The sequence below is a fragment of the Bradyrhizobium sp. USDA 3650 genome, from assembly GCF_054057395.1.
The window spans coordinates 3629393-3652669 of the sequence record NZ_JBSRZG010000001.1 but is presented as its reverse complement, the minus strand read 5'-3'; the positions used below and the strand labels follow the sequence as shown (position 1 = coordinate 3652669).

At 64.6% G+C, this 23277-nt stretch carries 24 protein-coding genes; 6 read left to right on the top strand and 18 right to left on the bottom strand.

The features are described 5' to 3' along the window. Positions 1-229: 229 nt before the first annotated feature. Together ACVIN2_RS16980 and ACVIN2_RS16975 are read left to right on the top strand one after the other, a co-directional pair. Positions 230-931 carry an SDR family oxidoreductase gene (locus ACVIN2_RS16980; protein WP_456766412.1) on the top strand — a complete coding sequence of 234 codons (702 nt, stop codon included), beginning with the start codon at positions 230-232 and terminating at the stop codon, positions 929-931. Between the two features lie 123 nt (positions 932-1054). Then, entirely contained in the window at positions 1055-1885 is an 831-nt protein-coding gene (locus ACVIN2_RS16975) for an enoyl-CoA hydratase (RefSeq protein ID WP_456766411.1), read from the top strand. A gap of 52 nt (positions 1886-1937) precedes the next feature. On the opposite strand, the gene ACVIN2_RS16970 is transcribed toward ACVIN2_RS16975, so the two are convergent. Beyond that, positions 1938-2561, bottom strand: a complete 624-nt coding sequence (locus ACVIN2_RS16970) for an N-acetyltransferase family protein (protein WP_456766410.1) — start codon at positions 2559-2561, stop codon at positions 1938-1940. Positions 2562-2639: 78 nt separating this feature from the next. Next, positions 2640-2843, bottom strand: coding sequence for a DUF1127 domain-containing protein (locus tag ACVIN2_RS16965; RefSeq protein WP_007599575.1), 204 nt, complete (start codon positions 2841-2843; stop codon positions 2640-2642). 110 nt (positions 2844-2953) lie between these two features. On the opposite strand from ACVIN2_RS16965, the gene ACVIN2_RS16960 reads away from it, so the two are divergent. Further along, the gene (locus tag ACVIN2_RS16960; RefSeq protein ID WP_456766409.1) at positions 2954-3853 is read left to right on the top strand and encodes a transcriptional regulator GcvA; all 900 of its coding nucleotides are present in this window, start codon (positions 2954-2956) and stop codon (positions 3851-3853) included. A 34-nt stretch (positions 3854-3887) separates the two neighbouring features. On the opposite strand, the gene ACVIN2_RS16955 is transcribed toward ACVIN2_RS16960, so the two are convergent. Genes ACVIN2_RS16955 through ACVIN2_RS16945 form a run of 3 tightly spaced genes read right to left on the bottom strand, consistent with a single transcriptional unit; the run spans position 3888 to position 6492 of the window. After that, complete coding sequence (locus ACVIN2_RS16955) at positions 3888-4301, bottom strand: Rieske (2Fe-2S) protein (protein ID WP_456766408.1); 414 nt, start codon at positions 4299-4301, stop codon at positions 3888-3890. After that, a complete protein-coding gene (locus tag ACVIN2_RS16950; RefSeq protein ID WP_456766407.1) occupies positions 4301-5410 on the bottom strand; it encodes an amidohydrolase family protein in 1110 nt (369 codons plus the stop codon). The genes ACVIN2_RS16955 and ACVIN2_RS16950 overlap by 1 nt, the downstream gene beginning before the upstream one ends. Positions 5411-5433: 23 nt before the next feature. Further along, positions 5434-6492, bottom strand: coding sequence for an amidohydrolase family protein (locus tag ACVIN2_RS16945; RefSeq protein ID WP_456766406.1), 1059 nt, complete (start codon positions 6490-6492; stop codon positions 5434-5436). 165 nt (positions 6493-6657) lie between these two features. Between ACVIN2_RS16945 and ACVIN2_RS16940 the strand changes: the two genes are divergently transcribed. Continuing rightward, positions 6658-7140, top strand: coding sequence for a CinA family protein (locus tag ACVIN2_RS16940; protein WP_456766405.1), 483 nt, complete (start codon positions 6658-6660; stop codon positions 7138-7140). Between the two features lie 27 nt (positions 7141-7167). Here the strand turns inward: ACVIN2_RS16940 and ACVIN2_RS16935 are convergent, their stop codons facing one another. From ACVIN2_RS16935 to ACVIN2_RS16900, 8 genes are all read right to left on the bottom strand, one after another. After that, positions 7168-8640, bottom strand: coding sequence for an amidase (locus ACVIN2_RS16935; protein WP_456766404.1), 1473 nt, complete (start codon positions 8638-8640; stop codon positions 7168-7170). A 230-nt stretch (positions 8641-8870) separates the two neighbouring features. After that, positions 8871-9842 (bottom strand): iron exporter MbfA, encoded by a 972-nt coding sequence (mbfA, locus tag ACVIN2_RS16930; RefSeq protein WP_456766403.1) that lies wholly within the window; start codon positions 9840-9842, stop codon positions 8871-8873. 62 nt (positions 9843-9904) lie between these two features. Further along, positions 9905-11056, bottom strand: coding sequence for an alpha/beta fold hydrolase (locus ACVIN2_RS16925; RefSeq protein ID WP_456766402.1), 1152 nt, complete (start codon positions 11054-11056; stop codon positions 9905-9907). 116 nt (positions 11057-11172) lie between these two features. Next, the gene (locus ACVIN2_RS16920) at positions 11173-12042 is read right to left on the bottom strand and encodes an MBL fold metallo-hydrolase (RefSeq protein ID WP_456766401.1); all 870 of its coding nucleotides are present in this window, start codon (positions 12040-12042) and stop codon (positions 11173-11175) included. Positions 12043-12058: 16 nt separating this feature from the next. Beyond that, positions 12059-13255 (bottom strand): serine hydrolase domain-containing protein, encoded by a 1197-nt coding sequence (locus ACVIN2_RS16915; protein ID WP_456766400.1) that lies wholly within the window; start codon positions 13253-13255, stop codon positions 12059-12061. Positions 13256-13277: 22 nt separating this feature from the next. After that, positions 13278-13889, bottom strand: a complete 612-nt coding sequence (locus ACVIN2_RS16910; RefSeq protein ID WP_106941743.1) for a glutathione S-transferase family protein — start codon at positions 13887-13889, stop codon at positions 13278-13280. Positions 13890-14071: 182 nt separating this feature from the next. Then, positions 14072-14914 carry a fumarylacetoacetate hydrolase family protein gene (locus ACVIN2_RS16905; protein ID WP_456766399.1) on the bottom strand — a complete coding sequence of 281 codons (843 nt, stop codon included), beginning with the start codon at positions 14912-14914 and terminating at the stop codon, positions 14072-14074. 128 nt (positions 14915-15042) lie between these two features. Continuing rightward, positions 15043-15891 (bottom strand): MBL fold metallo-hydrolase, encoded by an 849-nt coding sequence (locus ACVIN2_RS16900; RefSeq protein ID WP_456766398.1) that lies wholly within the window; start codon positions 15889-15891, stop codon positions 15043-15045. A gap of 123 nt (positions 15892-16014) precedes the next feature. Between ACVIN2_RS16900 and ACVIN2_RS16895 the strand changes: the two genes are divergently transcribed. Continuing rightward, positions 16015-16494 (top strand): DUF3775 domain-containing protein, encoded by a 480-nt coding sequence (locus ACVIN2_RS16895; RefSeq protein ID WP_027515358.1) that lies wholly within the window; start codon positions 16015-16017, stop codon positions 16492-16494. Between the two features lie 12 nt (positions 16495-16506). On the opposite strand, the gene ACVIN2_RS16890 is transcribed toward ACVIN2_RS16895, so the two are convergent. The 3 genes from ACVIN2_RS16890 to ACVIN2_RS16880 all read right to left on the bottom strand — a co-directional run bounded on the left by ACVIN2_RS16890 (position 16507) and on the right by ACVIN2_RS16880 (position 18915). Then, the gene (locus ACVIN2_RS16890) at positions 16507-17496 is read right to left on the bottom strand and encodes an NADPH:quinone reductase (RefSeq protein ID WP_456766397.1); all 990 of its coding nucleotides are present in this window, start codon (positions 17494-17496) and stop codon (positions 16507-16509) included. After that, the gene (locus ACVIN2_RS16885) at positions 17493-18275 is read right to left on the bottom strand and encodes an SDR family oxidoreductase (protein ID WP_027570121.1); all 783 of its coding nucleotides are present in this window, start codon (positions 18273-18275) and stop codon (positions 17493-17495) included. The genes ACVIN2_RS16890 and ACVIN2_RS16885 overlap by 4 nt, the downstream gene beginning before the upstream one ends. A gap of 127 nt (positions 18276-18402) precedes the next feature. Further along, the gene (locus ACVIN2_RS16880; protein ID WP_456766396.1) at positions 18403-18915 is read right to left on the bottom strand and encodes a CvpA family protein; all 513 of its coding nucleotides are present in this window, start codon (positions 18913-18915) and stop codon (positions 18403-18405) included. 127 nt (positions 18916-19042) lie between these two features. Here ACVIN2_RS16880 and ACVIN2_RS16875 point away from each other — a divergent pair, with 127 nt between their 5' ends. Next, entirely contained in the window at positions 19043-19804 is a 762-nt protein-coding gene (locus ACVIN2_RS16875) for an SDR family oxidoreductase (RefSeq protein WP_456766395.1), read from the top strand. Between the two features lie 159 nt (positions 19805-19963). Here ACVIN2_RS16875 and ACVIN2_RS16870 read toward each other — a convergent pair whose 3' ends face one another. After that, the gene (locus ACVIN2_RS16870) at positions 19964-21556 is read right to left on the bottom strand and encodes a GMC family oxidoreductase (protein WP_456766394.1); all 1593 of its coding nucleotides are present in this window, start codon (positions 21554-21556) and stop codon (positions 19964-19966) included. A gap of 115 nt (positions 21557-21671) precedes the next feature. Continuing rightward, positions 21672-23141, bottom strand: a complete 1470-nt coding sequence (locus ACVIN2_RS16865; RefSeq protein WP_456766393.1) for a coniferyl aldehyde dehydrogenase — start codon at positions 23139-23141, stop codon at positions 21672-21674. Between the last annotated feature and the right edge of the window lie 136 nt (positions 23142-23277).

Genomic DNA, 23277 nt, shown 5'->3' with positions numbered 1-23277 from the left:
TTTCCGCCTTGCGGCCATTTTGCGCTGATTTGGCGCTTGCCGCTTGGGATGATGTCGATCATGCTCCAGTCGCGAAAGCGGATAAAGCCGCAAATTGTCAGGGAGGCATGATCGCCGTGTGGGAGCAATTCGCCCTGCGGAATTGTGATCGGCTTGCCCAAAGCTCTGGCTGGTTGTCCGCGCGGGCCGTGCATAGATCAGCGGCTTCCCGTCTTCGAGAGATCACGTCATGGAACACCCCAAATACAAGATCGCCCTCATCGTCGGCGCCGGCGAAGGCCTGAGCGCCTCGCTGGCGCGACTGTTGTCCGCCCAGGGCATCCGCGTCGCACTGGCCGCGCGAAAAATCGAGAAGCTCGGCGCGCTCTGCAGCGAGACCGGCGCCAAGGCCTATGCCTGCAACGCCACCGAGCCTGATGAGGTCGAACGCCTGTTCGGCCTCGTCGAACGCGAGATCGGCACGCCCGATTTGGTCGTCTACAACGCCAGCGGCCGGGCGCGCGGGCCGTTCGTCGATCTCGTTCCGGCCGACGTGGCGAACGCCATTGCGGTCAGTGCCTATGGCGGTTTCCTGGTGGCGCAGCAGGCGGCCAGGCGCATGCTGCCGAACCAGCACGGCGCGATCCTGTTCACCGGCGCCTCGGCCAGCGTCAAGGGCTATGCGCAGTCCGCACCGTTCGCGATGGGCAAGTTCGCGCTGCGCGGGCTCGCGCAGAGCATGGCGCGCGAATTGTCGCCGCAAGGCATCCATGTCGCGCATTTCGTGATCGATGGCGGCATCAGGAGCGCAGCGCGCACCGAAGCGCCGGAGAAGCCGGATTCGATGCTCGATCCCGATGCCATCGCGGAGAGCTACTGGAATTTGTTGCAGCAGCCGCGCAGCGCCTGGAGCTGGGAGCTGGAGCTGCGGCCCTGGGTCGAGAAGTTTTGAGACGATAGATTCACAACGACCGTCATTGCGAGCGAAGCGAAGCAATCCAGAAATGCCTCCACAAAAAAAGGCTGGATTGCTTCGTCGCTTCGCTCCTCGCAATGACGAAACAGAGGGAGCAGCATGACCACGGAAACCACCATCGACACCGGCACCAATGAACTCCTCTGTGTGATCCGCGATCGCGTCGCCGTCATCACGCTGAACCGGCCCGAGGCGCGCAACTCGCTGTCGGACGCGCTGACCCCGGCGCTGCGCACGATGATCCGCTCCTGCGGCGAGAACCCCGATGTCGGCGCGCTGCTGATCACCGGCGCGGGCGAAGCGTTCTGCGCGGGCGGTAACGTCAAGGGCATGGGCGCGCATCGCGACCCGAAGAAGCTGGAGATGTCCTTTGACGACAAGGTCGCCGATCTCCAGGAGCGGCAGCGCCTGCTCACCGGCGCGCTGGTGTCGGTGCGCAAGCCGACCATCGCGGCGCTGCCGGGGCCGGCGGTCGGCGCGGGGCTCGCCATCGCCATGGCCTGCGACATCCGCATTGCTGCGCAATCGGCCTTCGTGGCCACCGGCTATGCGCGCATTGCGCTCAGCGGCGATTATGGCATCGCATGGCTGTTGACGCGCCTCGTCGGCACTGCGCGAGCGCGCGAGCTGCTGTTCACCGGCGATCGGGTCGATGCCGTTAGGTGCGAGGCCATCGGTCTCGTCAATCGCGTGGTGCCCGACGACAAATTACAGGCGGAGGCCTTTGCATTGGCAAAATCCCTGGCCGGAGGTCCGCGCCTCGCGCTGCGCTACATGAAGGACAATCTCGACGAGGCCCTGCTGTTCGACTTCGAGACCGCGCGCGACCACGAGGCCGAACGTCTGGTCCGCCTGACCACGACCGCCGATCACAAGGAAGCGGTGCAGGCCTTCATCGAGAAGCGCAAGGCGGTGTTCGCGGGGAAGTAGGGGCGAAAAAAATGCCCGGCTCTGGTTTTCGCCAGGCCGGGCTCGAGTGGTGTCAGGCCGAGGCTGAGGGGCTATCGGCCTGACGGGAAAGAGCGACGAGACGCCAGCTCGCACAGGGAATGTCTTTCGGTGCGACGGAGAGCTCCTTGTCGAAGCGCACCAGCTTCCAGTCGTCAGGATGTTTGACGAAGGCGAAGTCCGATTTGCGCGCGAGCGAGATCATGGTCGCGTTGGAGCGCAACGTGTCGCCGAAGATGTGGTCGGCGCCAAGCGCGGCCGCGCGGCATTCAAGATTCTTCATCAGCACGGTGGCGATGCCGTGGCCCTGCCAGCGGTCGGCAACTGACAGGCCGAATTCAAGCGTCGCGGTTTCGGCATGCAGCGCATAGCGCGCTTCGGCGACGATGGTCTCGAAGCCGTCGACCATCATGGTTGCGACCACGGTAAAACGCTCACGCTCGCCGATCTGGAGGAATTCGTGCAGCAGGCCCTGCGGCAGTTCGCTGATCGCGCCGAAGAAGCGGTTGTAACGGGACCGCGTCGAGAGCGAGCGAAAATAGTGCTGGAGCTCCTCGGTGTCGCGCGGCTCGACGAAGCGAACGCGCAGCGCCTCGCCGTCTCGCGTGCGCAGCGTGTCCGAATACTGCTTCAAATCTTCCAGGCGAACGGTGCTCATGACACGCCCCCAAGGGGACCAAAGGAAAAAGGGACCGCCGGCGCCCCCATAGTCAGGCGGCGCCGGCCTGGCGGCCAATCAGGCCCGCCAGAAGGGTTTGTCGGCCTCGTAGGCCACATCGCTCCAGGACAGCCCGACATCCTGAAGGTCGCGCGCGGACCAGTTGGTGAGCTCCCGCCGGGTCCGGTAGCGCTCGTGCCAGACATGGAGAGTCTCGCCGATCTGATGGATCAGGCCCGGCGCATGATGATTTGTCATCGAATTCTGGGTCAAAGTAGACATTGTCAGCTCCTGGAGCTAAGTTGACCGCTAATATCTGCTTGCTGGTGCACTGCGACAAACGACAATTTGTACTCTTTCGTATGAAATAAACTCATGTATTCTGCTGCCAGATGACTGCCAGATTGCCCTCCCTGAACGGATTGCGGGCCTTTGAGGCCGCCGCGCGCCATCTCAGCTTCACGCTGGCGGCGTCCGAGCTGAATGTGACCCAGACCGCGATCAGCCATCAGATCCGCAGGCTCGAGGAGGAGCTCGGCATCCGCCTGTTCGTCCGGCAGAACCGCGCGCTGACGCTGACGCCGGAGGCGCGCGACTATCTGCCGGGCGTCCGCGCCGCCTTCAACGACCTCCGCCTTGCCACCGACCGGCTGCTGCGCAAGGACGACGACAAGGTGCTGACGGTCTCGACGCTGGCCTCGCTTGCTGCAAAATGGCTGTTGCCGCGGCTGACCGATTTCCAGGAGCACCATCCGGGCATCGACGTCCGCATCACCACATCCACCAGCCTCGTCGACTTCCAGCGCGACAATGTCGATGCCGCGATCCGTTACGGGCGCGGCCAGTGGCCGGGCTTGCGCGCCGACTGGCTGATGGCGGACGAGCTGTTTCCGGTGTGCAGCCCGTCTCTGCTGCGCGGTGACAAGCCGTTGCGCTGTCCCGAGGACCTCAAGAGCCACATGCTGCTGCACACCTCCAATGCCAACAGCGACGACTGGCGGCTGTGGCTGACGGCGGCGGGTCAGCCGGCCGACATCGCCAGGCAGCCCGGCATCACCTTCGACATGATCTTCATGACCATCCAGGCCGCGATCGACGGCATCGGCGTCGCGATGGGGCGGACCTCCTACGTCCAGGACGACATCGCCAAGGGCCGGCTCGTCGTCCCCTTCAAGATCGCGCTGCCGGCCGATGCCGGCTTCTACCTGGTCGCGCCGGAGGGCCGCCGCGAGGCGCCGAAGCTCGCCGCTTTCCGCGACTGGATGATCGCTGCAACGCAGAATAAAGCCTGAGATCGTGCCGGCGCAGTCCGCGCCATCTGCTTCGCTACAGGTCCACCACGACGTAGTCGCTCTCGACTTTCACCGGAATCGTCTCGGCAACGTACGGCCCCTTCACCACGCTCGCACCCGGCTCGACACGCGCGGGATAAGCCTTCACCCGGAAGCGGCGGGGGTCGCAATAGGACTGGCCGGTGCGGATGTCGAACTCCCAGCCGTGCCAGGGGCAGCGAATGATCTCGCCGAGCTTGGTGTATTCGATCTCGCCCGGATCCGTCGATTGCGCGAGCCCGATCAGCGGTCCCTCGCACAGCGCCGCGCCCTGATGCGGGCAGCGGTTCATCAGGCCGAAATATTCACCCTTGATGTTGAAGACCGCGATCGGCCGTCCGTCGATCTCCAGAAATTTTCGCGTGCCGGGCGGCAGCTCGTCGACCGCGGCAATCACATGCCGCGCCATCAAGCGATCCCGTACAGCTTCTTCGCATTGCCGAGATAGAAGGCCTCGCGGTCATCGTCGCTGACGCCCGCGGGCAGCACGCGCGACGGCTCGTCGTAATCCCAGTGCGGATAGTCGGTGGCGAACAGCAGCCGATCCCAGCCGATCCACTTGATGACGTCGAACAGATCCTCGCGCCGCTCCGGGTCCTCCATCGGCTGCGTCGTCCACCACACCTGCTCGCGGATATATTCAGACGGCGGCCGTTTGACATGCGGCACCTCGCTGCGCAGCCGCTGCCAGACCTTGTCGAGCCGCCACGCCAGCGACGGCGCCCAGCCGAAGCCGGCCTCGATCATCACCATCTTCAATTTCGGGAAGCGCTCGAACACGCCCTCCAGCACGAGGCTCGCGAGCGCCGATTGCTGGCACTGCGAGTGGCCGACCATCTCCTCGATGTAATAGGAAGGCCAGCCCGACGGCGTGATCGGGTTGCCGCCGAAGCCGAAGGCGTGGACGCCGACGGGAAGGCCGGCCTCTTCCGCGGCCTGATAGATCGGCCAGTAGCGGCGCTGGCCGAGCGGCTCGACATTGCGGCTGAGCAGCAGCACCTGCACGAAATTCTTGTCGCCGGCGCGCTCGCGGATTTCGGCGGCGGCCGACAGCCCGTCCTCATTGCCGACGACGATGGAGGCTTTCAGCCGCTTGTCCTTGCTGGTCCATTTGTCGATCTGCCAGTCGTTGATCGCCGAGCACAAAGCGGCCGAGAGCTCGTGATTGCGGATGCCCTGGCCGGTGTTGAGTGGATTGAGCACGCCGAGTTGCACGTTGTGGGGGTCGAGCAGCTGCTTCTGCATGAAGGACAGCGAGGAGCCCTGCGGCCCGCCTTCCGGCGGATAGGCGTCGCGGCGCGAGGCGTTGGGCTGGGCCTTCGGATAGGGCGGACCTTCCATCATGCCTTGATAGGCATGGACGCCGTAGACTTCGAGATGATGCTGCCAGCGTTTGGCTAGATAGGGATAGAGCTCGGCGCGGGTCGCGCGTGCCGGATGGATGTCGCAGTCCGCGATCGCGGTTTTGACGGTCAGTGGGGAAGCGGCTTCGGAGCTTTCGCGGAACTGAATATTCATCGCCTTGCCTCCTTTGGCAGCGGCTAAGTCAGGCGGGGATAGGTCGCATGCGGATTATCGATCATGATCTTGCGCACGAGATCGGGGGTGAGACCTGCGGGCAGCGCCTCCTGGCCGTCGAACTGCCAGTGCGGATAGTCGGTGGAGAATAGGACTAATTCGTCCGACTGCATATGATCAAACAGGCGAATTAATGTCGCCTCATCCGGCGGCGCATCGAATGGCTGCAACGAGAAGCGGATGTTGCTGCGCACAATGTCCAGCGGCGCGCGATCGACCCATGGCGTCTCCATCCGCACCCCACGCCAGAACTTGTGCAGGCGCCAGAGAAATGGCGAGATCCAGGACACCCCGGATTCCAGCATCACCATCTTCAGTCGCGGATATTTGGCGAACACGCCCTCGACGATCAGGCTGGTGAGCTGGGTCTGGAACGCCTGGGCCTGACCGGCATAATCCTCGATGTGGTAGGAACCCCAGCCCACGGCGGTCGGCGGATTGTGATAGGCGGAACCGGCATGAATGCCGATCGGCAGGTCCAGCCGTTCTGCCGCCTCGTAGATCGGCCAGAGCGCGCGCTTGCCGAGCGGCGTATCGCCCATCACTAGCATCAGCACCTGCACGAAGCGGCGATCCGTCGCACAGCGCTCGATCTCGGCGACGGCCTTCTCGACGCTTTGGGTGGGAATCACGATGGAGCCGCGCAACCGCGTATCGCGATCCAGCCATTCTTTCGCGAGCCAGTCGTTCAGTGCGCGGCAGAAGGCGGCCTGCAGATCCTCTGAAAACACCATCTGCACGCCATAGAGCGGATTGCAGATGGCATGCGAGAGCTGGAAGGGATCGAGCACGTGGCGCTGCATGTCCGCCAGGCTTTCACCCGGCTTGCCGCTTTCGGGGCGCCAGTCGGGCCGCGCCGTGATCGGCGAGTTTTGCGGGTAGGATTGCGAGATGAGATCGACCATGCCGCGCGTCGTCACCTGATCGCGCCAATAGTCGTTCAGGTAGGGCAGCAGACTGGTCAGATGCGGCACGGCCGGATGCACATCGCAATCCACTCCGCCGGCGATCAGGGACGCCATGACGTGTCCTTCACGTTTCCTCGTCGCGCCTTCTCGGGCAGCGCTTGGCACTCCGCCTTTTGGCCGCCATTCAAGCAGGCCTGCCCGTTGGCTGCAACTCGGCCAACGGCGCTGTCATATGCTAGAAAGGCCGGGCTCGGTTGCGAAGGCATAAGGGGTCAAGGAATGAAAGAGCTCGTCGGCATTGCGGAACAGGTCGCGGCGAAACTGATCGCGCGCAAACAGACCATTGCCGTGGCGGAATCCTCGACCGGCGGCCTGATCTCGGCCAGCCTGCTCGCGGTCCCCGGCGCGTCCGCCTATTTCCTCGGCGGCGCCGTGGTCTACACCCGCGATGCCAGGCGCGTGCTGATGGATATTTCGGACGAAGGAATGAAGGGATTTCGTTCCTCGTCGGAGCCCTACGCGCAGCTGCTGGCCGAGCGGATGCGCAGCCGCTTCAACTGCGATTGGGGCCTGTCCGAGACCGGCGCAGCCGGTCCCACCGGCAATCGGTACGGCGATGCGGCGGGCCACAGCTGTATGGCGGTCGCCGGTCCCGCAGTCGGGGTGATGACGCTGGAGACGGGCAGCAACGACCGCTTCGCCAATATGCAGACCTTTGCGGCGACAGCGCTGAAATTGCTATTGAAGAATCTGGAGCGCTGACCTCGCGGCGCCGTCATTGCCAACGAATCAATCGTCGAACATCTTCGGCGGCACGAACCCGCCGAACTCGCGTTCGATCAGCTCGGCGAGCTTCAGCGGCGTGCGGTCCTCGAGGAAGGGCCCGATGATTTGCACGCCGACCGGCAGGCCATCCTTCGACAGACCGAGCGGAACGGCCGTTGCCGGCAGGCCCGTCAGCGTGGCAATGCCGGGCCAGGCAAGCTGGTCCGGATAGGCAAAGTCCTTGCCGTCGATGTTGATCCGGCGCGCTTCCTGCTCCGGCGAATGATCATGCGGATAGGCCGGGGTCGGCATGATCGGGCAGATCACCGCATCGAATGTCCTGAACAATTGCCGCCACTGCGCGCGCAGGCCGGCGCGAGCGCCTTCGTCGAACACCCAGGCCTGATGTGTGCTGGTCATGCCGCGCAGCCGCTCGGCAGCAAGGCTCTTGTCCTCAGGCGAGAGCTGCGCCGCTCCGGCACGCGCTCCGGCGAGAATGTCCGGCGGAGAGAAGGCGCCGAGAAAACCCATCAGCATGCGCATGTAGAGGCGAGAGGCTTCCGTGAAGTCCGGAAACAGCGGACTTTCGCGCGCGACGCGCGCGCCCGTGCCCGTCAATTGGTCCGCCAGCTTCTCGATCGCGCCGCGAATATCTGCATTGGCAGGCAGCAGCGGATGGCTGTCGATCACCAGCACGCGGAAGTCCTTCAGCGCGCCGTGTCGCGCCTCCGGCAGCGCGAGCTTGTATCCGATGCCGAGGTCCAGAGGATCGGGGCCTGCCATCACATCCAGGAGCAGGGGCAGGTCGACCGCGCTCCGCGCCATCGGACCGATCACCGCCATATCGCGCTCCATCGGAATGGCTGGAAATGGCGGCGGCGTGTGGCCACGTGTTGGACAGAGATTGTAGGTCGGCTTGTGCGCATAGACCCCGCAATGGAAAGCGGGCACGCGCAGCGAGCCGCCGATGTCGGACCCGAGCGAGAGTGGTCCATAGCCCGTCGCGAGCGCCGCAGACGAGCCGCCCGACGAGCCACCCGGCGTGCGGCCGAGATCGAATGGATTGTTGGTCGTGCCGTAGATCTCGTTGTAGCTCTGCCAATCCGCCAACCCCACGGGCACGTTGGTCTTGCCGAGGATGACGCCGCCGGCCTCCTTCACCCGGGCGATCGACAGCGCGTCCTCCGCCGGCTTGAAATCTTTCTGCGGCGTCCAGCCCCAGGTCGTCGGCAGGCCGGCGATGTTGAAGGATTCCTTGATCGTCATCGGCAGGCCGAGCAGCGGCTTGCGCTCGCCGCGCGCCAATGCGGCGTCCGCCTCGCGTGCGGCGTCCAGCGCACGGTCGAAATCCCGCACGCAGATCGCGTTGACCTTGCCGTCGTGCCGTTCGATGCGGTCGATCGCATCCCGGGTGAGCTCGACCGACGAGACCTTCTTCGCGGTCAACGCGGCCGACAGCGCGACCGCGCTCTTGAAGCTCCATTCGGATTTGGCCATGGCGCATCTCCTGTTCTTATTGTCGAACGATGATGCGCAGTTTGGCCCAGCACCGCAACCGCCGTTTGATCGCGATTGACATGTGGGCAAGACGGAACGCGATGAGCCAAGCAACCACTCGCAGTCATCGCCCGGCTTGACCGGGCGATCCAGTATTCCACCGGCGCCGATCGGACACCGAGAGGTCGCGGCGTACTGGATGCCCCGCCTTCGCGGGGCACGACAGCGTTCTACGCCGCTCCGATCAATATCCCCACCGCCAGCACGATCGCGCCGCCGAGCACGATCTGGAACACGGCCTGGAGGAACGGTGTGTCCATGTAGCGCGCGCGGATGAAGGCAATCGCCCACAACTCGAAGAACACGACGATTCCGGCGATTCCCGTGGCGATCCAGAATGCGTTGGCCCAGCTATCGGGCACGAGATAGGGCAGGGTGTGCCCAAGCCCGCCGAGCGTCGTCATCAAGCCGCAGGTGAGACCGCGCAGCCAGGGTGAACCACGCCCGGTCAGCGAGCCGTCGTCGGACAGCGCTTCCGCAAAACCCATGCTGATGCCGGCGCCGATCGAGGCGGCGAGGCCGACCAGAAACGTTTGCCAGTTCTGATGCGTGGCGAACGCAGCCGCAAACAGCGGCGCCAGCGTCGAAACCGAGCCGTCCATCAGGCCGGCGAGACCTGGCTGCACATATTGCAGCACGAACATGCGCCGGTTGGTGCGGTCTTCCTCGGCGCGCACGTCTGAACTCAGGATCTGGTCCGTCAGCTTGGCCGCCACCTCTTCGTGGCCTTTCTCGGCTTCGGCGAGATCGCCGAGCAGGCGGCGCACGCCGACATCCTGCGCCTGTTCGGCGGCCTTCACGTAAAAGCGCTCGGCCTGCAATTCCATTGTCTCGACTTCCCTGCGGACGATGTCGAGCGGCAGGTTTTTGGTGAGCCAGACCGGACGGCGGCGCAGGAAGCCTTTGACGTCCTCGCGGCGGATCGGGGGCAAATGCGGCCCGAAGCGCTGCTCGTACATTTCCAGCAGCATGTGGCGATGGCCGCGCTCTTCCTCGGCCATCTGCTCGAAGATCTTGGCGGAGTCCGGATAGCGCTCCTTCAGGTCTTCGGCGAAGCTCATGTAGATGCGGCTGTCCTCCTCCTCGGAGGAGATCGCGACCGCAAGCACCTCGCGTTCGGTCAGATCGGCAAAATTCTTCACGGCGGCCCTGTTTCGTTAGTTTAGAATAATTCTAAACTATATAGGGCGCTTGGGTTCCCGGGTCAAACCACGCCGCGGCTCTTCGCCAGGAAATCGAGCAACAGGCGGCTCACCTCGGCCGGCTGTTCCTGCTGCACCCAGTGACCGGCGCCGTCGACGAGGTGGCAGCCGAGCAGCTGCGTGCAGGTCCGCGCCTGCATGGCCTCGAGCACGCCGGGACGCTGGTAGGTGCCCCAATCCTGCTTGCCTGAGATGAAGCAGGAGGGCACGTCGATGGTGCGGCCGGCCAGCAATTGGAGCTGGCTGTTGAAGGCACCCGATGTGCCGCAGCGATACCATTGCAGGCCGCCCTGGAATCCGGTTCGGCCATATTCGGCGCTGTAGTAGGCGAGCTCGCGGTCGGGCAGCCATTGATTGGCGGCGATCGCGGCCGGCGAGGGCATCTCCTTTGCGACCGTCTCGGCCATGGTCTCGTTCAGGTCCATCACATAATAGGTCGGCAGCTTCGCAAGCTCGTTCGCCGACCAGGACTTCAGCGGATACGGCTTGTTGTCGGTCCAGTCCGCGCTCTTGTGATGATAGTAGGCGCGCAGGAAATCATGCACGCCCTGCGGCGCACGGTGGATGTCGGCGTTGGCCGGGCGTGTCGCATAGTACCATTGATAATGCTTGCGCGGACGCGGCAAGGCGGCGAGCTCGCGATGCACGGGGTCTGCGGCCGGTGGCTTTGCCGGCGCGTCGACGGTGTTGAACGGCAGCGGCGGCGCTCCGCCGAACGGCGCGCTCATCATCGCCACCGAACGAAACACGTCGGGCCGCATCAGCGCGCACCAGGCCGCGACCGGGCTGCCGAAATCATGTCCCACCACATCGACCTGCCTGTAGCCGAACGCCGACACCAGCCCGAGCGCATCCCGCACCAGGTTGAACAGCGAAAACGGCGCGAGATCGCCGTCGTACTCCGCGCTCCATCCCGTCGTGCGGCCGTAGCCGCGCTGGTCCGGCGCGATCACGTGATAGCCGGCCGCGCTCAGCGCCGGCATCACCTTGCGCCAGGAGAAGGCGAGCTCCGGAAAGCCGTGCAGCAGCAGGATGCAGGGCCGCCCCTTGGTCTCGAAGCCGGCCTCCAGCACGTGCATGCGCAGGCCGTTGATGTCGTCGACATAGCGTGAGCGGATGCCGGCAGGGAGGGGGACGTCGGGGAGCGCTGTCATTGGTGTTTCCTCGTCATGGCCGGGCTTGTCCCGGCCATCCACGTTCTTCGTTACGGTTGATTGTAAGAACGTGGATGCCCGGGACAAGCCCGGGCATGACGGAAAGGAAGGCCGCGCTACACCGCCGCGCAGACGAAGCCGCTGCCCTTGCGCCGGATCTTCCCCACCGAGGGCGACGGGAAATGCGCGGTGCAGCACAGCGTGTCGGTGTCGCAATAGCGTTCCAGGAAGCTGCGGCGCGTTGTTGCCGCCTTGGCTTGATCGAGGTCGAACTTGACCGACAGCTCCGGATAGAGCGTCTGCAACGGCGAGTGCATGAGGTCGCCGGAGAACACGGCGTCGTCCTTGCCGTGGCCCATCGTGATGGCGATATGGCCCGGCGTGTGGCCCGGCGTCGGCAGAATACGAACGTGATCGCCGATCTGGTGATCGTTGCCGACAAGCTCGTGGCGTTTGGCCTCGACCACCGGCAGCACGCTGTCGGCGAAGGGCGGCACCTCCGCCTTCGCGTTCTGCTCGCTCCAGTGATCGAACTCCTGCTTGGCGAACACGTAGCGCGCTTTCGGGAAGGTCGGCACCCAGCGGCCATTCTCCAGCCGCGTGTTCCAGCCGACGTGATCGACGTGCAGATGCGTGCACATCACGAAGTCGATGTCGTCGACCGAGAAGCCTGCGGTCGCGAACCCGCGCAGATAGGTGTCGTCGGTCTTCATGTTCCATTTCGGCCGCTGCGGCCGGGGCTTGTCGTTGCCGATGCAGCTGTCGACCAGAATGGTGTGGTGCGGCGTCTTGATCACATAGGACTGGAAGCACAGCATCAATGTGTCGCTGTCATCCAGGGCTTTCGCCTCCCTCATCCACGCCCGGTTCTCGGCCAGCAGCTCCGGCGTCAGCCCCGGCAACATCTCCAGTGCCGGCACAAATGAGGTTTCTTGCTCGACGATGCGATGGATGGTGAGATCGCCGACCGCGTATTTCAGGCTCATGCTCGCTTCCTTGCACTCAGCGTGCGTCACGCACGGACGGAATGACGATGTTGGAGAGGACGTCGATCGCGGCCAGCCCTTCCTTCGGCTGGCCGTATTGGGCAGCGGTGGTCATCATGACGAGATCAAGCTCGGGCACGATGAAAATGCGTTGTCCGCCCCAGCCGAAGGCGCCAACCCATTTGATTTCCCTCCCGCTGGCCAGCGAGCGGCCCATCCACCATTGATAGCCGTAGAACAGCGTGCCGCCGAAATAGCCGATCGCCTGGAAGCGCGGTGCGATCGATTGTGCAATCCAATCGGCCGAGACGATTTGTTGGCCGTTCCACTGGCCGCGATCGAGCACGAGCTGGCCGAGCTTGGCGGCATCTCGCGGACGCAAGCGCAGGCCGGCGGCCGCCGCGATCTTGCCGTTCTTCGGGTAGGCCTTCCACTCGAAATCGGTGATTCCGGGCGGTTGGAACAGCACCTCGCGCGCAAACGCCTCCAGCGACTTGCCCGAGACGCGTTCGAGGATATTGCCGAGCAGTTCAGTCCCGCCGCCATTATAGGTCCAGAGCACATTCGGCGGCGCGGCGACGGGCCTTGCGAGCACATAGCCGATCGGATCGACCTCAAAGCCGAGATGCGGCTCGTCGTTGTTCGGATCGGTCCAGGCCCGCGCCTCGTCCCATTTCATTCCCGAGGACATCGTTAGCAGATGGCGCAGCGTAATAGCCTCCCAGCCCGCCTGCTTCACCGCCTGATGGTCGGGGAAGAATTTGAGCACAGGTTCGTCGACGCCTTCGATCAGCTTGCGATCGAGCGCGATGCCGACGAGCAGCGAAACGACGCTCTTCGATGCCGAACGCATGTCGTGCCTCGTCGTCGCGGTGAATTCGCGCTGGCCTTCCGGTTGTCCCCAGGGCTGGTCGTAGCCGGCGAAGTATTGCTCGAAGACGAGCTTGCCGTGGCGCGCGACGACAACCGAATGGACCGAAGTCGCGCGTTGCCCGAGTCGGGCGGCGATGCCGCAGAGTTGCGCGCCGTCCAGGCCGACGCTGTCGGGCGACGCAGTCGTCCAGCCGTCGTCGGCTGACGATGGCGGTTCACAGGCGAGGTTTTGCTGTCCAGGCGGCATGCCGTCGGCTCGCACGGAAGTGGCTGAGACGGTCAACGCGAGCACGAGGCTCGCGCCGAGAATGCGGAGGCGGGGGAAGCGATCGTGCATCATCCTTCTCTCCGCCGTCGCGATACTACGCCGCGGGCGGCACCGAGATCTTCACCGAGGGCCGCTCCAGCATCTTCTGGTGGAAGGCGTCGAGCTTCGGATAGGCCTTGCGCCAGCCGCAATCGGCGAAGCGGAAGTCGGCATAGCCGAGCACGCAGACGAGGCCGATCTGCGAGATGTCGAACGGGCCGTTCAGCACTTCGGGCATGTTCTCGAAGCGCGCCATGCCGGTCCAGGCCCGGTTCCAATGGTCGTCCGACCACGCCTGCCATTGCAGGCCCTGCGGCCGCACCATCTTCTCGTAGCGGCACAGCAGCATGGAATCGAGCATGCCGTTGATCAGGGCATGATTGGTCTTGGCCTTCCAGCGCCGCGGACCGTAGTCGGGGATCAGGCTGCCGCCGGCCATCTCGTTGAGATATTCGACGATGACGTAGGAGTCCAGGATGACATCGCCATCATTGGTGATCAGCACCGGCAGCTTCTTGAGCGGCGTGATGCGCGAATAGTCCTCGTTGGCCTGCCCCGGTGCCACCGCTGCCGGCGTGAACTCGATCTTGTCGATCAGCCCGAGCTCGATCGCGGCGATGCGCACCTTGCGGGCGAAGGGCGAGGCGGGGGAGAAGGTGAGCTTCATGGGAAATAACCTTTGTCCAGACACACAGTCCTCATCCTGAGGAGCGCGCCGCTTGGCGCGCGTCTCGAAGGATGGCAACGGGAGGCGCTCTCTCGTCACCCGGCGCGAACGTCGGGCGACCGTGGTCTTGGCACATCCTTCGAGACGCGCGCATTGCGCGCTCCTCAGGATGAGGGCGCGGCTTACGCCGCGACGATCTCCTGGCGCTGCTCGCCGAGACCCTCGATGCCGAGCGTAATGACGTCGCCGACATTGAGGAAGGTCGGCGGCTTCATGCCGAGGCCGACGCCGGGCGGGGTGCCTGTCGTGATGATGTCGCCGGGCAGCAGCGTCATGAACTGCGAGACATAGGAGATGCACTTGGCCATCGAGAAGATCATGGTCTTGGTCGAGCCGGTCTGGCGGCGCTGACCGTTGACGTCGAGCCACATCGGCAGGTTCTGCACGTCCTTGATCTCGTCCTTGGTGGCGAGCCAGGGGCCGAGCGGGCCGAACGTGTCGTGCGACTTGCCTTTGGTCCACTGACCCAGGCGCTCGATCTGGAAGGCGCGCTCCGAGACGTCGTTGCAGACGCAGTAACCGGCGACGTGGTTGAGCGCGTCGGCTTCCGAGACGTATTTGGCGCGCGTGCCGATGATCGCGGCGATCTCGACTTCCCAGTCGAGCTTGGTCGAGCCGCGCGGCTTCTCGACGGCGTCGTTCGGGCCGGACAGCGAGGTGTTGGCCTTCATGAAGATGATCGGCTCGCTCGGGATCTCCGCGCCGGTCTCCTTGGCGTGGTCGCTGTAGTTGAGGCCGATCGCCACGAATTTCGACATGCCGGTGACGGGGGCGCCGAACCGCGGCTTGCCGGAGACGGCGGGCAGCGAGGCCGGATCGAGCGCCGCCAGCTTCTTCAGGCTTTCGGGCGAATAGGCCTCGCCGGTCAGGTCCTTCACATGCGCCGACAGGTCCCGCAACTGGCCGGATCTGTCGATCAGGCCGGGCTTTTCCGCACCCTTCTCGCCATAACGAACAAGCTTCATTCTCGTTTCTCCCTGGACTGGACCGATCGGTTGAACAGCTTCATGGAACAGGGCGGCGGGAAATTCAACCGCTCAAAGAGGGCGCATTGCAGCCCTCTCAATTCGGGAGGTTCGTCCGGGGCACCAGACTAGGCCAGCGCCTCGAACCTGAATGCGTCCCCGTCCCGCTTGATGTGCCCGGCCGAAAAATGCCCGCCGATCACCAGCGTCGGGGTATCGGCAAACCGGCCGAACAATTCGCGCCGCGTCGCGGCAGATTGGCTTTGGTCGGAATCCGCAGTCGACGACCAGCCGAGATGCGCCATCTGGCAGGGATGATGGGCGACATCGCCCGTCAGCAGTCCCTGCTCGCCGTCCGACTGGATCAGAATGCTCATATGCCCGGGGCTGTGGCCGGGGGTCGGGATCATGCTGATCTCGTCGCTGAGCCGGTGGTCGCTCGGGATCAACTCGGCCCGTTCGGCATCGACGATCGGCTTCACGGAATCGCCAAACACGGCCCGCTTGTCCGGCTCGGTGGAATGGTCGCGCCAATGCTCATACTCGGTCTTGCCGAAGACATAGCGCGCGTTGGGGAAGGTCGGCACCCATTTGCCGTCGACCCATTTCGTGTTCCAGCCGACATGATCGACATGAAGATGCGTGCAGAGCACGGTATCGATGCTGTCGGGCGGAAAGCCCGCCGCAATCATCGTCTCCAGGAACGGCGTGGTGCGATTGTTCCAGGTCGGGACGTTGCGGCCCTGCTTGTCGTTGCCAAGTCCGGTATCGACCACGATGCGGCGCGCCGGCGTCTCCACCACCAGCGAATGGATCGACATCTTCAGCCGGCCTTCTTCCGTGGCGAAATGCGGGATCAGCCAGGGCAGCTTCTGGATTTCTGCATTGCTCGCCAAGGGTAGAATGAAGCGGGTCGAGCCGACCGTCTCCAATTCCACGATCTTGGTGATTTTGACCCTGCCGACCTTCCACTGCATCCGGCGCATCCTCATGTTCTTGCTTTGGCGGGGAACATGCGCAGTTTCGCCATCAGGCGCAATGGATCATCTGACGCGGTGCGGCGTTATCGCGGGAACCCAGGGAAAGACAAAGGGCCAGCCATGCCAGAGCTTGCGATTTCCGCGGAGAAGGTCGCCTTCATCATCGAAAAGGCGCGTGAATTCGACGTCAAGCAGGCGGATTCCGATCCGGATTCCGGCTCGAATGCGACGGATGACGACGCGGTCGACGTCCTCGAGGATGACGGCTCCGATCCGGTGGTCAACGAACTCGGAAGTTTCATCGTGGCCATGAACGAGGACGAGCAGATCGATCTCGTCGCGCTGACCTGGCTCGGCCGCGGCGACGGCACGATCGACGATTGGGACGATCTGCGCGCACGCGCCGTGGAGGCGCGCGCCGAATATCGCAGTCCCCGGCGCGAGACGGCGCATTATCTGCTCGGTGAGCCGATGCTGGGCGACCTGCTCGCCGACGGGCTCGACGAATTCGGCGTCGACTGGACCGACGGAAACCCAGTCGCCGATTCATCCAGTCCGAGCCAGCGGGACGAAGACGAGCCCACCAAGCAACAGCGGTGATCCCGGCCGATATCAACGCGCGCAGTCAACGACCACGGTGCCGAGCTTGTCGCCTTTCTCGACGGCGACATGGGCCTGCGACGTCTCCGACAGCGCAAACTGCGCCGCGACATTGTGGATTCGCGGTCCCGCCGCCAGCCATTTCGAGATGTCGGCCTGCGCCGCCGCAAGCAGCGCCGGCGGCAGCGCGAACAGGACGAGCGAGCGGAGCGTGATGCACTTCTCCATCAGCTCGCGCATCGGCACGGTCGGCGCGCGGTTGCCGTTCGTGGCGTAGACCGAGATTGTCGAATTCATTGCCATCAACTGCAGGGTCGTCGCGATGTTGCCGCCGAAATCGACATCGACCAATCGATCGACCCCGCGTCCGTCGGTGAAGGCCATCGCCTTGGCAACGACATCTTCGTCCCTATAATTGACCACGAGATCGGCACCGGCCTGTCGCGCGTGCTCGCCTTTCATCGCCGAGCTGACGGTCGCGATCACCTGCGCGCCGCCCCATTTCGCGAGTTGCACGGCGTAATGCCCGACTGCACCCGCGCCGCCGGTGACCAGCACGGATTTGCCGACGACCGGTCCGTCCGCGAACAGGGAGCACCACGCCGTCATTGCGGGAATGCCCAGCGTCGCGCCTTCCGCAAAAGAGAGATTGTCCGGCAGCGGCGTCACCAGATGCTCGGCAAGCGCGATATGTTCGGCCGCGGTGCCAAAGGCACGGCCGTTGCGCTGGCCGTTGAACAGCCAGACCCTGTCGCCGATCTTGAACCGCGTCGCGCCATCGCCGGTCTGGTCGATAAACCCCGCGCCATCGCTGTTCGGAATGACGCGCGAAAATTCCTTGGCGCGATAGCTGCCCCCGCGCCGGCCGACATCGGCCGGATTGACGCCGGAGGCTTCCAGGCGAACACGAACTTCGCCTGGGCCTGCGACCGGCGTCGCCATCTCACCATAGGTGAGGACGTCCGCCGCCGGTCCTGTCTCCTCGTACCAGACCGCCCTCACAGCGTTCCCGGGAAGGCGCCACCGTCGAGCAGAAGGTTCTGCCCGGTGATGAAGCCGGCCCTGCTGCCGCACAGGAAGGCGCAGGCGTAGCCGAACTCGTCGGGATCGCCGAAGCGGCCCGCGGGATTGAGCTTGGCGCGCTCGGCCAGAACCTGGTCCGGCGTGATGCCGCGCTTCTCAGATTCCCCCTTCGCGGTGCTGCGCAGACGGTCGGTCTCGAACGGGCCCGGCAGCAGGCCGTTGATGGTGACGTTGTTGATCACGGTCTTGCGCGACAGGCCGGCGATGAAGCCGGTGAGGCCGGCGCGCGCGCCGTTGGAGAGACCGAGGATGTCGATCGGCGCCTTCACCGCGGCCGAGGTGATGTTGACGATGCGGCCGAACTTGCGCGCCATCATGCCGTCGACGGTCGACTTGATCAACTCGATCGGGGTCAGCATGTTGGCGTCGATCGCCTTGATCCAGTCGTCGCGGGTCCAGTTGCGGAAATCGCCGGGCGGCGGTCCGCCGGCATTGTTGATCAGGATGTCCGGCTCGGGGCAGGCCTTCAACACCGCCTCGCGGCCCGCCGGCGTCGTGATGTCGCCGACGATCTCGGTAACGGTCACATCGGGATAGGCCTTGCGGATGTCGTCGGCCGTCTTCTTCAGGGCCTCGGCGCCGCGCGCGGTCAGCGTGACGTGAACGCCGGCCTCGGCCAGCGAGATGGCGCAGGCGCGTCCGAGGCCTTTGCTGGATGCGCAGACGATGGCGCGGCGACCTTTGATCCCAAGATCCACTGTTTCACTCCCGTAATGTCATGCAGGTTTTTACAGCCGCTATCCTAGCCAACCTTGGCGCCGCTGATAAGGGATTGGCTCGCATCAAAATGCATGCACGCTTGCGCGGCGATGCAAATGCGCCGGATCAGATGCGCCGCTCCTGCTTGAGACGGTCGATTGCGGAGGCCGCCTCCGGCGGCAGCGACTTGAAGCCCATCCGGCCGACCGTCGAGAACAGCGGCCGCAGGTGCGAGCCGGCGAGAAACGGCGGCTGGCGGTTGGCCGGCACGATCTGGTCGAACACCAGCACCAGGGTGGTGGCGACGAGGCCGACCCTGATGGCGCCGAGGGCTGCGCCCCCGAGCCGGTCGCCGATGCCGGCCTGCCGTATCGTGTCGCTCAGCGCCAGCCGGCCAAGATATCCAAACAGCATGCCGACCACCACGAAGATGCCGAAAAACCAGATCCAGTTCTGCAGCAGCGGCGCATTCGGATTGCCCGCGATTTGCGGGACGATCAGCGGCATCAGCGCGACGGCGATGGGAGCGGCGAGGAGATAGGCCAGGATCGTCATGGCGCTGCCGAGCAGGCCGGTCCTGAAACCGAAGCCGATCGCGATGGCGAACGCCGCATAGACGGCGAGATCGAAACTGTTCATGCGCGGGAGCCTGCCATGGAACGAGTGAACGCAGAACGATCATTCCGGTTTCAGATCGTTAAAATCGTCTGTATTGATGGCTGCAAAGCTCAGGGATCGCTCCAAGGAAAGCGTCAAGGAAAGCGTCATGTCAGACCTATTCGACCTCAGTCAGGAAACCATCCTCGTCACAGGTGCGAGTCAGGGCTTGGGGCGGCAATTTGCCCGGGTGCTGGCGGCACATGGCGCGGCCGTCGCGCTCGCGGCGCGGCAGACCGACAAGCTGAAGAGCCTGGAAGACGAGATCCGCGGCAAAGGCGGCCGCGCCGCCGCCGTCGCACTCGACGTCACCGACACCGCATCAATCGCCAGGGCCGTCGATGCCACGGAAGCTGCGCTCGGCCCGGTCACAGTGCTGATCAACAATGCCGGCATCGCGATCGAAAAGCTCGCGACCGAGCAGACCGAGGCCGATTGGGACGCGGTGATTGGCGCCAATCTCAAGGGCGCCTATTTCCTCGCGACCGAGATCGCGCGCCGCATGATCGCGCGCAAGCAGGACGGCAACATCGTCAACATCGCCTCCGTGCTCGGCACCGGCGTGCTGAAGGCGTTGTCGCCTTACGCGATCTCCAAGGCCGGCATCATCCAGGCAACCAAGGCGATGGCGCTGGAGCTCGCGGGGCAGAACATCCGCATCAACGCGCTGGCGCCCGGCTACATCGACACCGAGATGAACCACGCGTTCTGGTCGACGCCGCCGGGCGAGCGCCTGACCAAGCGCATTCCCCAGCGCCGCATCGGCGCCGAGTCCGATCTCGACGGCGCGATTTTGCTGCTGGCCTCGAAGGCCTCGCGGTACATGACGGGCAGCGTCGTGACGGTGGACGGCGGGTTCTTGTTGAATTGAGCACTTTCTTCACCTCGCCCCGCTTGCGGGGAGAGGTCGCATCGCATCGAAGATGCGATGCGGGTGAGGGGGAGTCTCTGCATATTCGACTGCTTCCGTCCTCGCGGAGGCTCCCCCTCACCCCAACCCTCTCCCCGCAAGCGGGGAGAGGGAGAAGAGCTACAGCATCTCGCCCCTGATCATATCCGCCGCCTTCTCCCCGATCATGATGGTCGGCGCATTGGTGTTGCCGCCGATCAGTGTCGGCATGATCGAAGCATCGACGACGCGCAGGCCCTCGACGCCGTGCACCTTCAGCGCCGGATCGACCACGGCCATCGCATCGGTGCCCATCTTGCAGGTGCCGACGGGGTGATAGACGGTGTCGACACGCGCGCGCAGGATGGCGCGGATGTCGTCGTCCGTTCTCACGTCGGACGTGAACATGTCCTTCTTCTGCAACGCGCGCATCGCGGGTGTCTCCATCAGCCGTCGCGTGGTCTTGAAGCCCGCGGCCATCGTCTCGAGATCCTCCGCCTCGCCCAAGAAATTCGGATCGATCATCGGCGCCGCCAGCGGATCGGCGCTTTTCAGCCAAACGCTGCCACGGCTCTTCGGCCGCAACAGGCAGACATGGCACGAGAAGCCCGCCTCCTTGTGCTTCTTGCGGCCGTGATCGTCGAGCATCGCGATGATGAAGTGCAGCTGGATGTCGGGCACATCGAGGTCGGCCCGGGTCTTCAGGAAGCCGCCACACTCGGCGAAATTGGTGGTCATCAGGCCGCGCCGGTCCCGGCGATATCGCTGGATGGCGCGGAGCAGGGATGGCAGCCGGCCGAGCGATGAGTGGACGAAGTGCGGGTAGTCGGAGGCGTAGACGAACACGAAATCCGGATGATCCTGCAGATTGCGTCCGACGCCCGGCAAATGACGCACGACGCCGATGCCGTGCGCGGCGAGCGCATCGCCGTCGCCGATGCCCGACAGCATCAGCAATTGCGGTGACTGGAAGGCACCGGAGGCGAGGATCACCTCGCGCCGGGCGCGCAGCTGCTTCGTCTGCTTGCCCTGGACATATTCGATGCCGACCGCGCGCCCGCCTTCGAACAGGATGCGCGTGGCATGCGCCTGCGTCTCGACACGCAGATTGGCGCGCTTGTCGATGTGGGGATGCAGATAGGCGCGCGCCGCGCTCCAGCGCTCGCCATTGTGCTGGGTCACCTGGTAGCTGCCGAGCCCTTCGTGGTCGTCTTCATTGAAGTCCTCGCGGATGCGGAACTGCGCCTCGCGGGCGGCCTGATGGAAGACGTCATGGATCGGATTGTCCGCGCGCAGCCTGTTGACATGCAGCGGGCCGCCCTTGCCATGATACGCGCAGTCGAAATCGGCGTTGTTCTCCGAGCGCTTGAAATAGGGCAGCACGTCCGCGTACGACCAGCCAGCATTGCCGAGCGAGGCCCAGTGGTCGTAGTCCCATTTGTTGCCGCGGATGTAGACCATGGCATTGATCGCCGAGGACCCGCCGAGCCCCTTGCCGCGCGGTTGATAGCCGATCCGGCCGTTCAATCCCTTCTGCGGCACGGTATCGAAGCCCCAGTTCGCGACCTTGTATGGCAAAGCCAGTCCGAACGGCGTGGTGATGCGCCAATTGTCGTTCCGTCCGCCGGCATCGAGCAGCGCCACGGATGTCCCCGCATCCTCCGACAGCCGCCCCGCCACCGCACAGCCGCCGGAGCCCGCGCCCACGACGACGAAATCGAATGTGTCCGTCACTGACGTTTCCCCCTCTTGCATTTTTCTTCTCGTCATTGCGAGCGCAGCGAAGCGATCCAGAATCCCACGGCGGAGACAGTCTGGATTGCTTCGCTGCGCTCGCAATGACGGGCAATTACGACATGAACCGCATCATCTTCTCCAGCCGCGCGATCTTGCCGCCATAGGGCGGGTAGAGGTCGGCGAGGCGGTTGAATTTCGAGCGATAGAACACCGGCTTCAGCTTGCTGAACGTGCGAAAGCCCCATTCGCCGTGATAGGCGCCGGTGCCGGATGCGCCGACGCCGCCCATCGGCTGGTTGATTTGCGCGAAGTGGAACAAGCAGTCGTTGATGGTGACGCCGCCGGAGACGGTGCGCGCCAGCACCTCGTCGCGCGCATTGCGGTCCTTGCCGAACCAGTACAGCGCCAGCGGCCGGTCGCGGGCGTTGACGAAGGCGATGGCGTCCGCCGGGTCGCGATAACCAAGCACGGGGAGCACGGGGCCAAAAATCTCCTCCTGCATCACCGCCATGTCTGCGGTCGCGCCCATGATCAGCGTCGGCGGGAATTTGCGGTGCGCCTTCCAGTTCGGATCGTCCGCCTTCGCCGGCTGCAGGATCTTGGCGCCGCGACGTGCCGCATCCGCGACGAGAGTCTCCAGCCGGGCATAATGCCGGTCGGAGATCACGGAGGTGTAGTCCTTGTTGGCGGGATCGGTGCCGAACATGCGTCGCATCTGCGCGCGCACTTTTTCGGCAAAGGCCTGCAACGCGCGCTCGGGCACCAGCACATAGTCCGGCGCGATGCAGGTCTGCCCGGCATTGAGCAGCTTGCCGTAGGCGATGCGTTCGGCGGCCTCTTCGAGGTCGGCCGAGGCGTCGATGATAACAGGCGACTTGCCGCCGAGTTCGAGCGTGACCGGCGTCAGATTGCGCCCCGCCGCCTCCGCCACCAGCCGCCCCACCCGGGTCGAGCCGGTGAACACCAGATGGTCGAACGGCAGCGATGCGAAGGCCTTCGCGACCTCATCCTCGATGCCGGTGACGAGCAGCTCCGCAGAATCGAATTTTTGCGCGACCGTCTCCTTCAGCAGCGCTGAGAAATGCGGCACGTGTTCGCTCGGCTTGATGATGACGCGGTTGCCGGCGGCGAGTGCGCCGATCGCGGGCGCGAGCGTCAGCTGCAGCGGATAATTCCACGGCGCGATGATGCCGATGACGCCGAGCGGCTGCGGCAGCAGCCGATTGCGCGCGGGCAGGAATTGCAGCGCCGTCGAAACGCGCTGCGGCGCCATCCAGCTCTTGAGGTGTTTCGTGGCATGACGGATCTCGGAGAACACCATCATGGTCTCGGCGATATTGGTCTCGACCGCGCAGCGGTGGCCGAAATCGGCCGAGATCGCCTGCCGGAAGCGCACCTCGTTGTCGGCGACGACGGCGCGCAGCCGCGCCAGCCGGTCGAGCCGCTCGGCAAGGCCGGCCGCCGGCTCGGCCCGCGACCGCGCGATCATGGCATGGCAGGCGTCTTCGAGGGCCCGTAGCGGGGCGCTCGTCGGGGGGCGGTCCAAGGGGCGATCCGAGGGACGTTCCAAGGCGTGGTCCATGGCGTTCTCCCCTTTTTAGTGGCGTTTCCGCCTGGTTTTGTTGCCGCAAGCTGGCCCCTTGTGGAACTTCTGGCAAGGGCGGGCCAAACAGGCCGCAAATTCGTCCACCGCGCTGTCACAAAGTCGAAAAAAACGT

Bases quoted from the DNA above. Each gene is read 5' to 3' on its own strand.
- ACVIN2_RS16875 (WP_456766395.1), top strand. From the start codon at position 19,043: ATGTCAGACCTATTCGACCTCAGTCAGGAAACCATCCTCGTCACAGGT.
- ACVIN2_RS16940 (WP_456766405.1), top strand. From the start codon at position 6,658: ATGAAAGAGCTCGTCGGCATTGCGGAACAGGTCGCGGCGAAACTGATC.
- ACVIN2_RS16950 (WP_456766407.1), bottom strand. From the start codon at position 5,410: ATGAATATTCAGTTCCGCGAAAGCTCCGAAGCCGCTTCCCCACTGACC.
- ACVIN2_RS16895 (WP_027515358.1), top strand. From the start codon at position 16,015: ATGCCAGAGCTTGCGATTTCCGCGGAGAAGGTCGCCTTCATCATCGAA.
- ACVIN2_RS16905 (WP_456766399.1), bottom strand. From the start codon at position 14,914: ATGAAGCTTGTTCGTTATGGCGAGAAGGGTGCGGAAAAGCCCGGCCTG.
- ACVIN2_RS16935 (WP_456766404.1), bottom strand. From the start codon at position 8,640: ATGGCCAAATCCGAATGGAGCTTCAAGAGCGCGGTCGCGCTGTCGGCC.
- ACVIN2_RS16910 (WP_106941743.1), bottom strand. From the start codon at position 13,889: ATGAAGCTCACCTTCTCCCCCGCCTCGCCCTTCGCCCGCAAGGTGCGC.
- ACVIN2_RS16960 (WP_456766409.1), top strand. From the start codon at position 2,954: ATGACTGCCAGATTGCCCTCCCTGAACGGATTGCGGGCCTTTGAGGCC.
- ACVIN2_RS16880 (WP_456766396.1), bottom strand. From the start codon at position 18,915: ATGAACAGTTTCGATCTCGCCGTCTATGCGGCGTTCGCCATCGCGATC.
- ACVIN2_RS16915 (WP_456766400.1), bottom strand. From the start codon at position 13,255: ATGATGCACGATCGCTTCCCCCGCCTCCGCATTCTCGGCGCGAGCCTC.
- ACVIN2_RS16965 (WP_007599575.1), bottom strand. From the start codon at position 2,843: ATGTCTACTTTGACCCAGAATTCGATGACAAATCATCATGCGCCGGGC.
- ACVIN2_RS16865 (WP_456766393.1), bottom strand. From the start codon at position 23,141: ATGGACCACGCCTTGGAACGTCCCTCGGATCGCCCCTTGGACCGCCCC.
- ACVIN2_RS16955 (WP_456766408.1), bottom strand. From the start codon at position 4,301: ATGGCGCGGCATGTGATTGCCGCGGTCGACGAGCTGCCGCCCGGCACG.
- ACVIN2_RS16970 (WP_456766410.1), bottom strand. From the start codon at position 2,561: ATGAGCACCGTTCGCCTGGAAGATTTGAAGCAGTATTCGGACACGCTG.
- ACVIN2_RS16975 (WP_456766411.1), top strand. From the start codon at position 1,055: ATGACCACGGAAACCACCATCGACACCGGCACCAATGAACTCCTCTGT.
- ACVIN2_RS16945 (WP_456766406.1), bottom strand. From the start codon at position 6,492: ATGGCGTCCCTGATCGCCGGCGGAGTGGATTGCGATGTGCATCCGGCC.
- ACVIN2_RS16920 (WP_456766401.1), bottom strand. From the start codon at position 12,042: ATGAGCCTGAAATACGCGGTCGGCGATCTCACCATCCATCGCATCGTC.
- ACVIN2_RS16980 (WP_456766412.1), top strand. From the start codon at position 230: ATGGAACACCCCAAATACAAGATCGCCCTCATCGTCGGCGCCGGCGAA.
- ACVIN2_RS16925 (WP_456766402.1), bottom strand. From the start codon at position 11,056: ATGACAGCGCTCCCCGACGTCCCCCTCCCTGCCGGCATCCGCTCACGC.
- ACVIN2_RS16900 (WP_456766398.1), bottom strand. From the start codon at position 15,891: ATGCAGTGGAAGGTCGGCAGGGTCAAAATCACCAAGATCGTGGAATTG.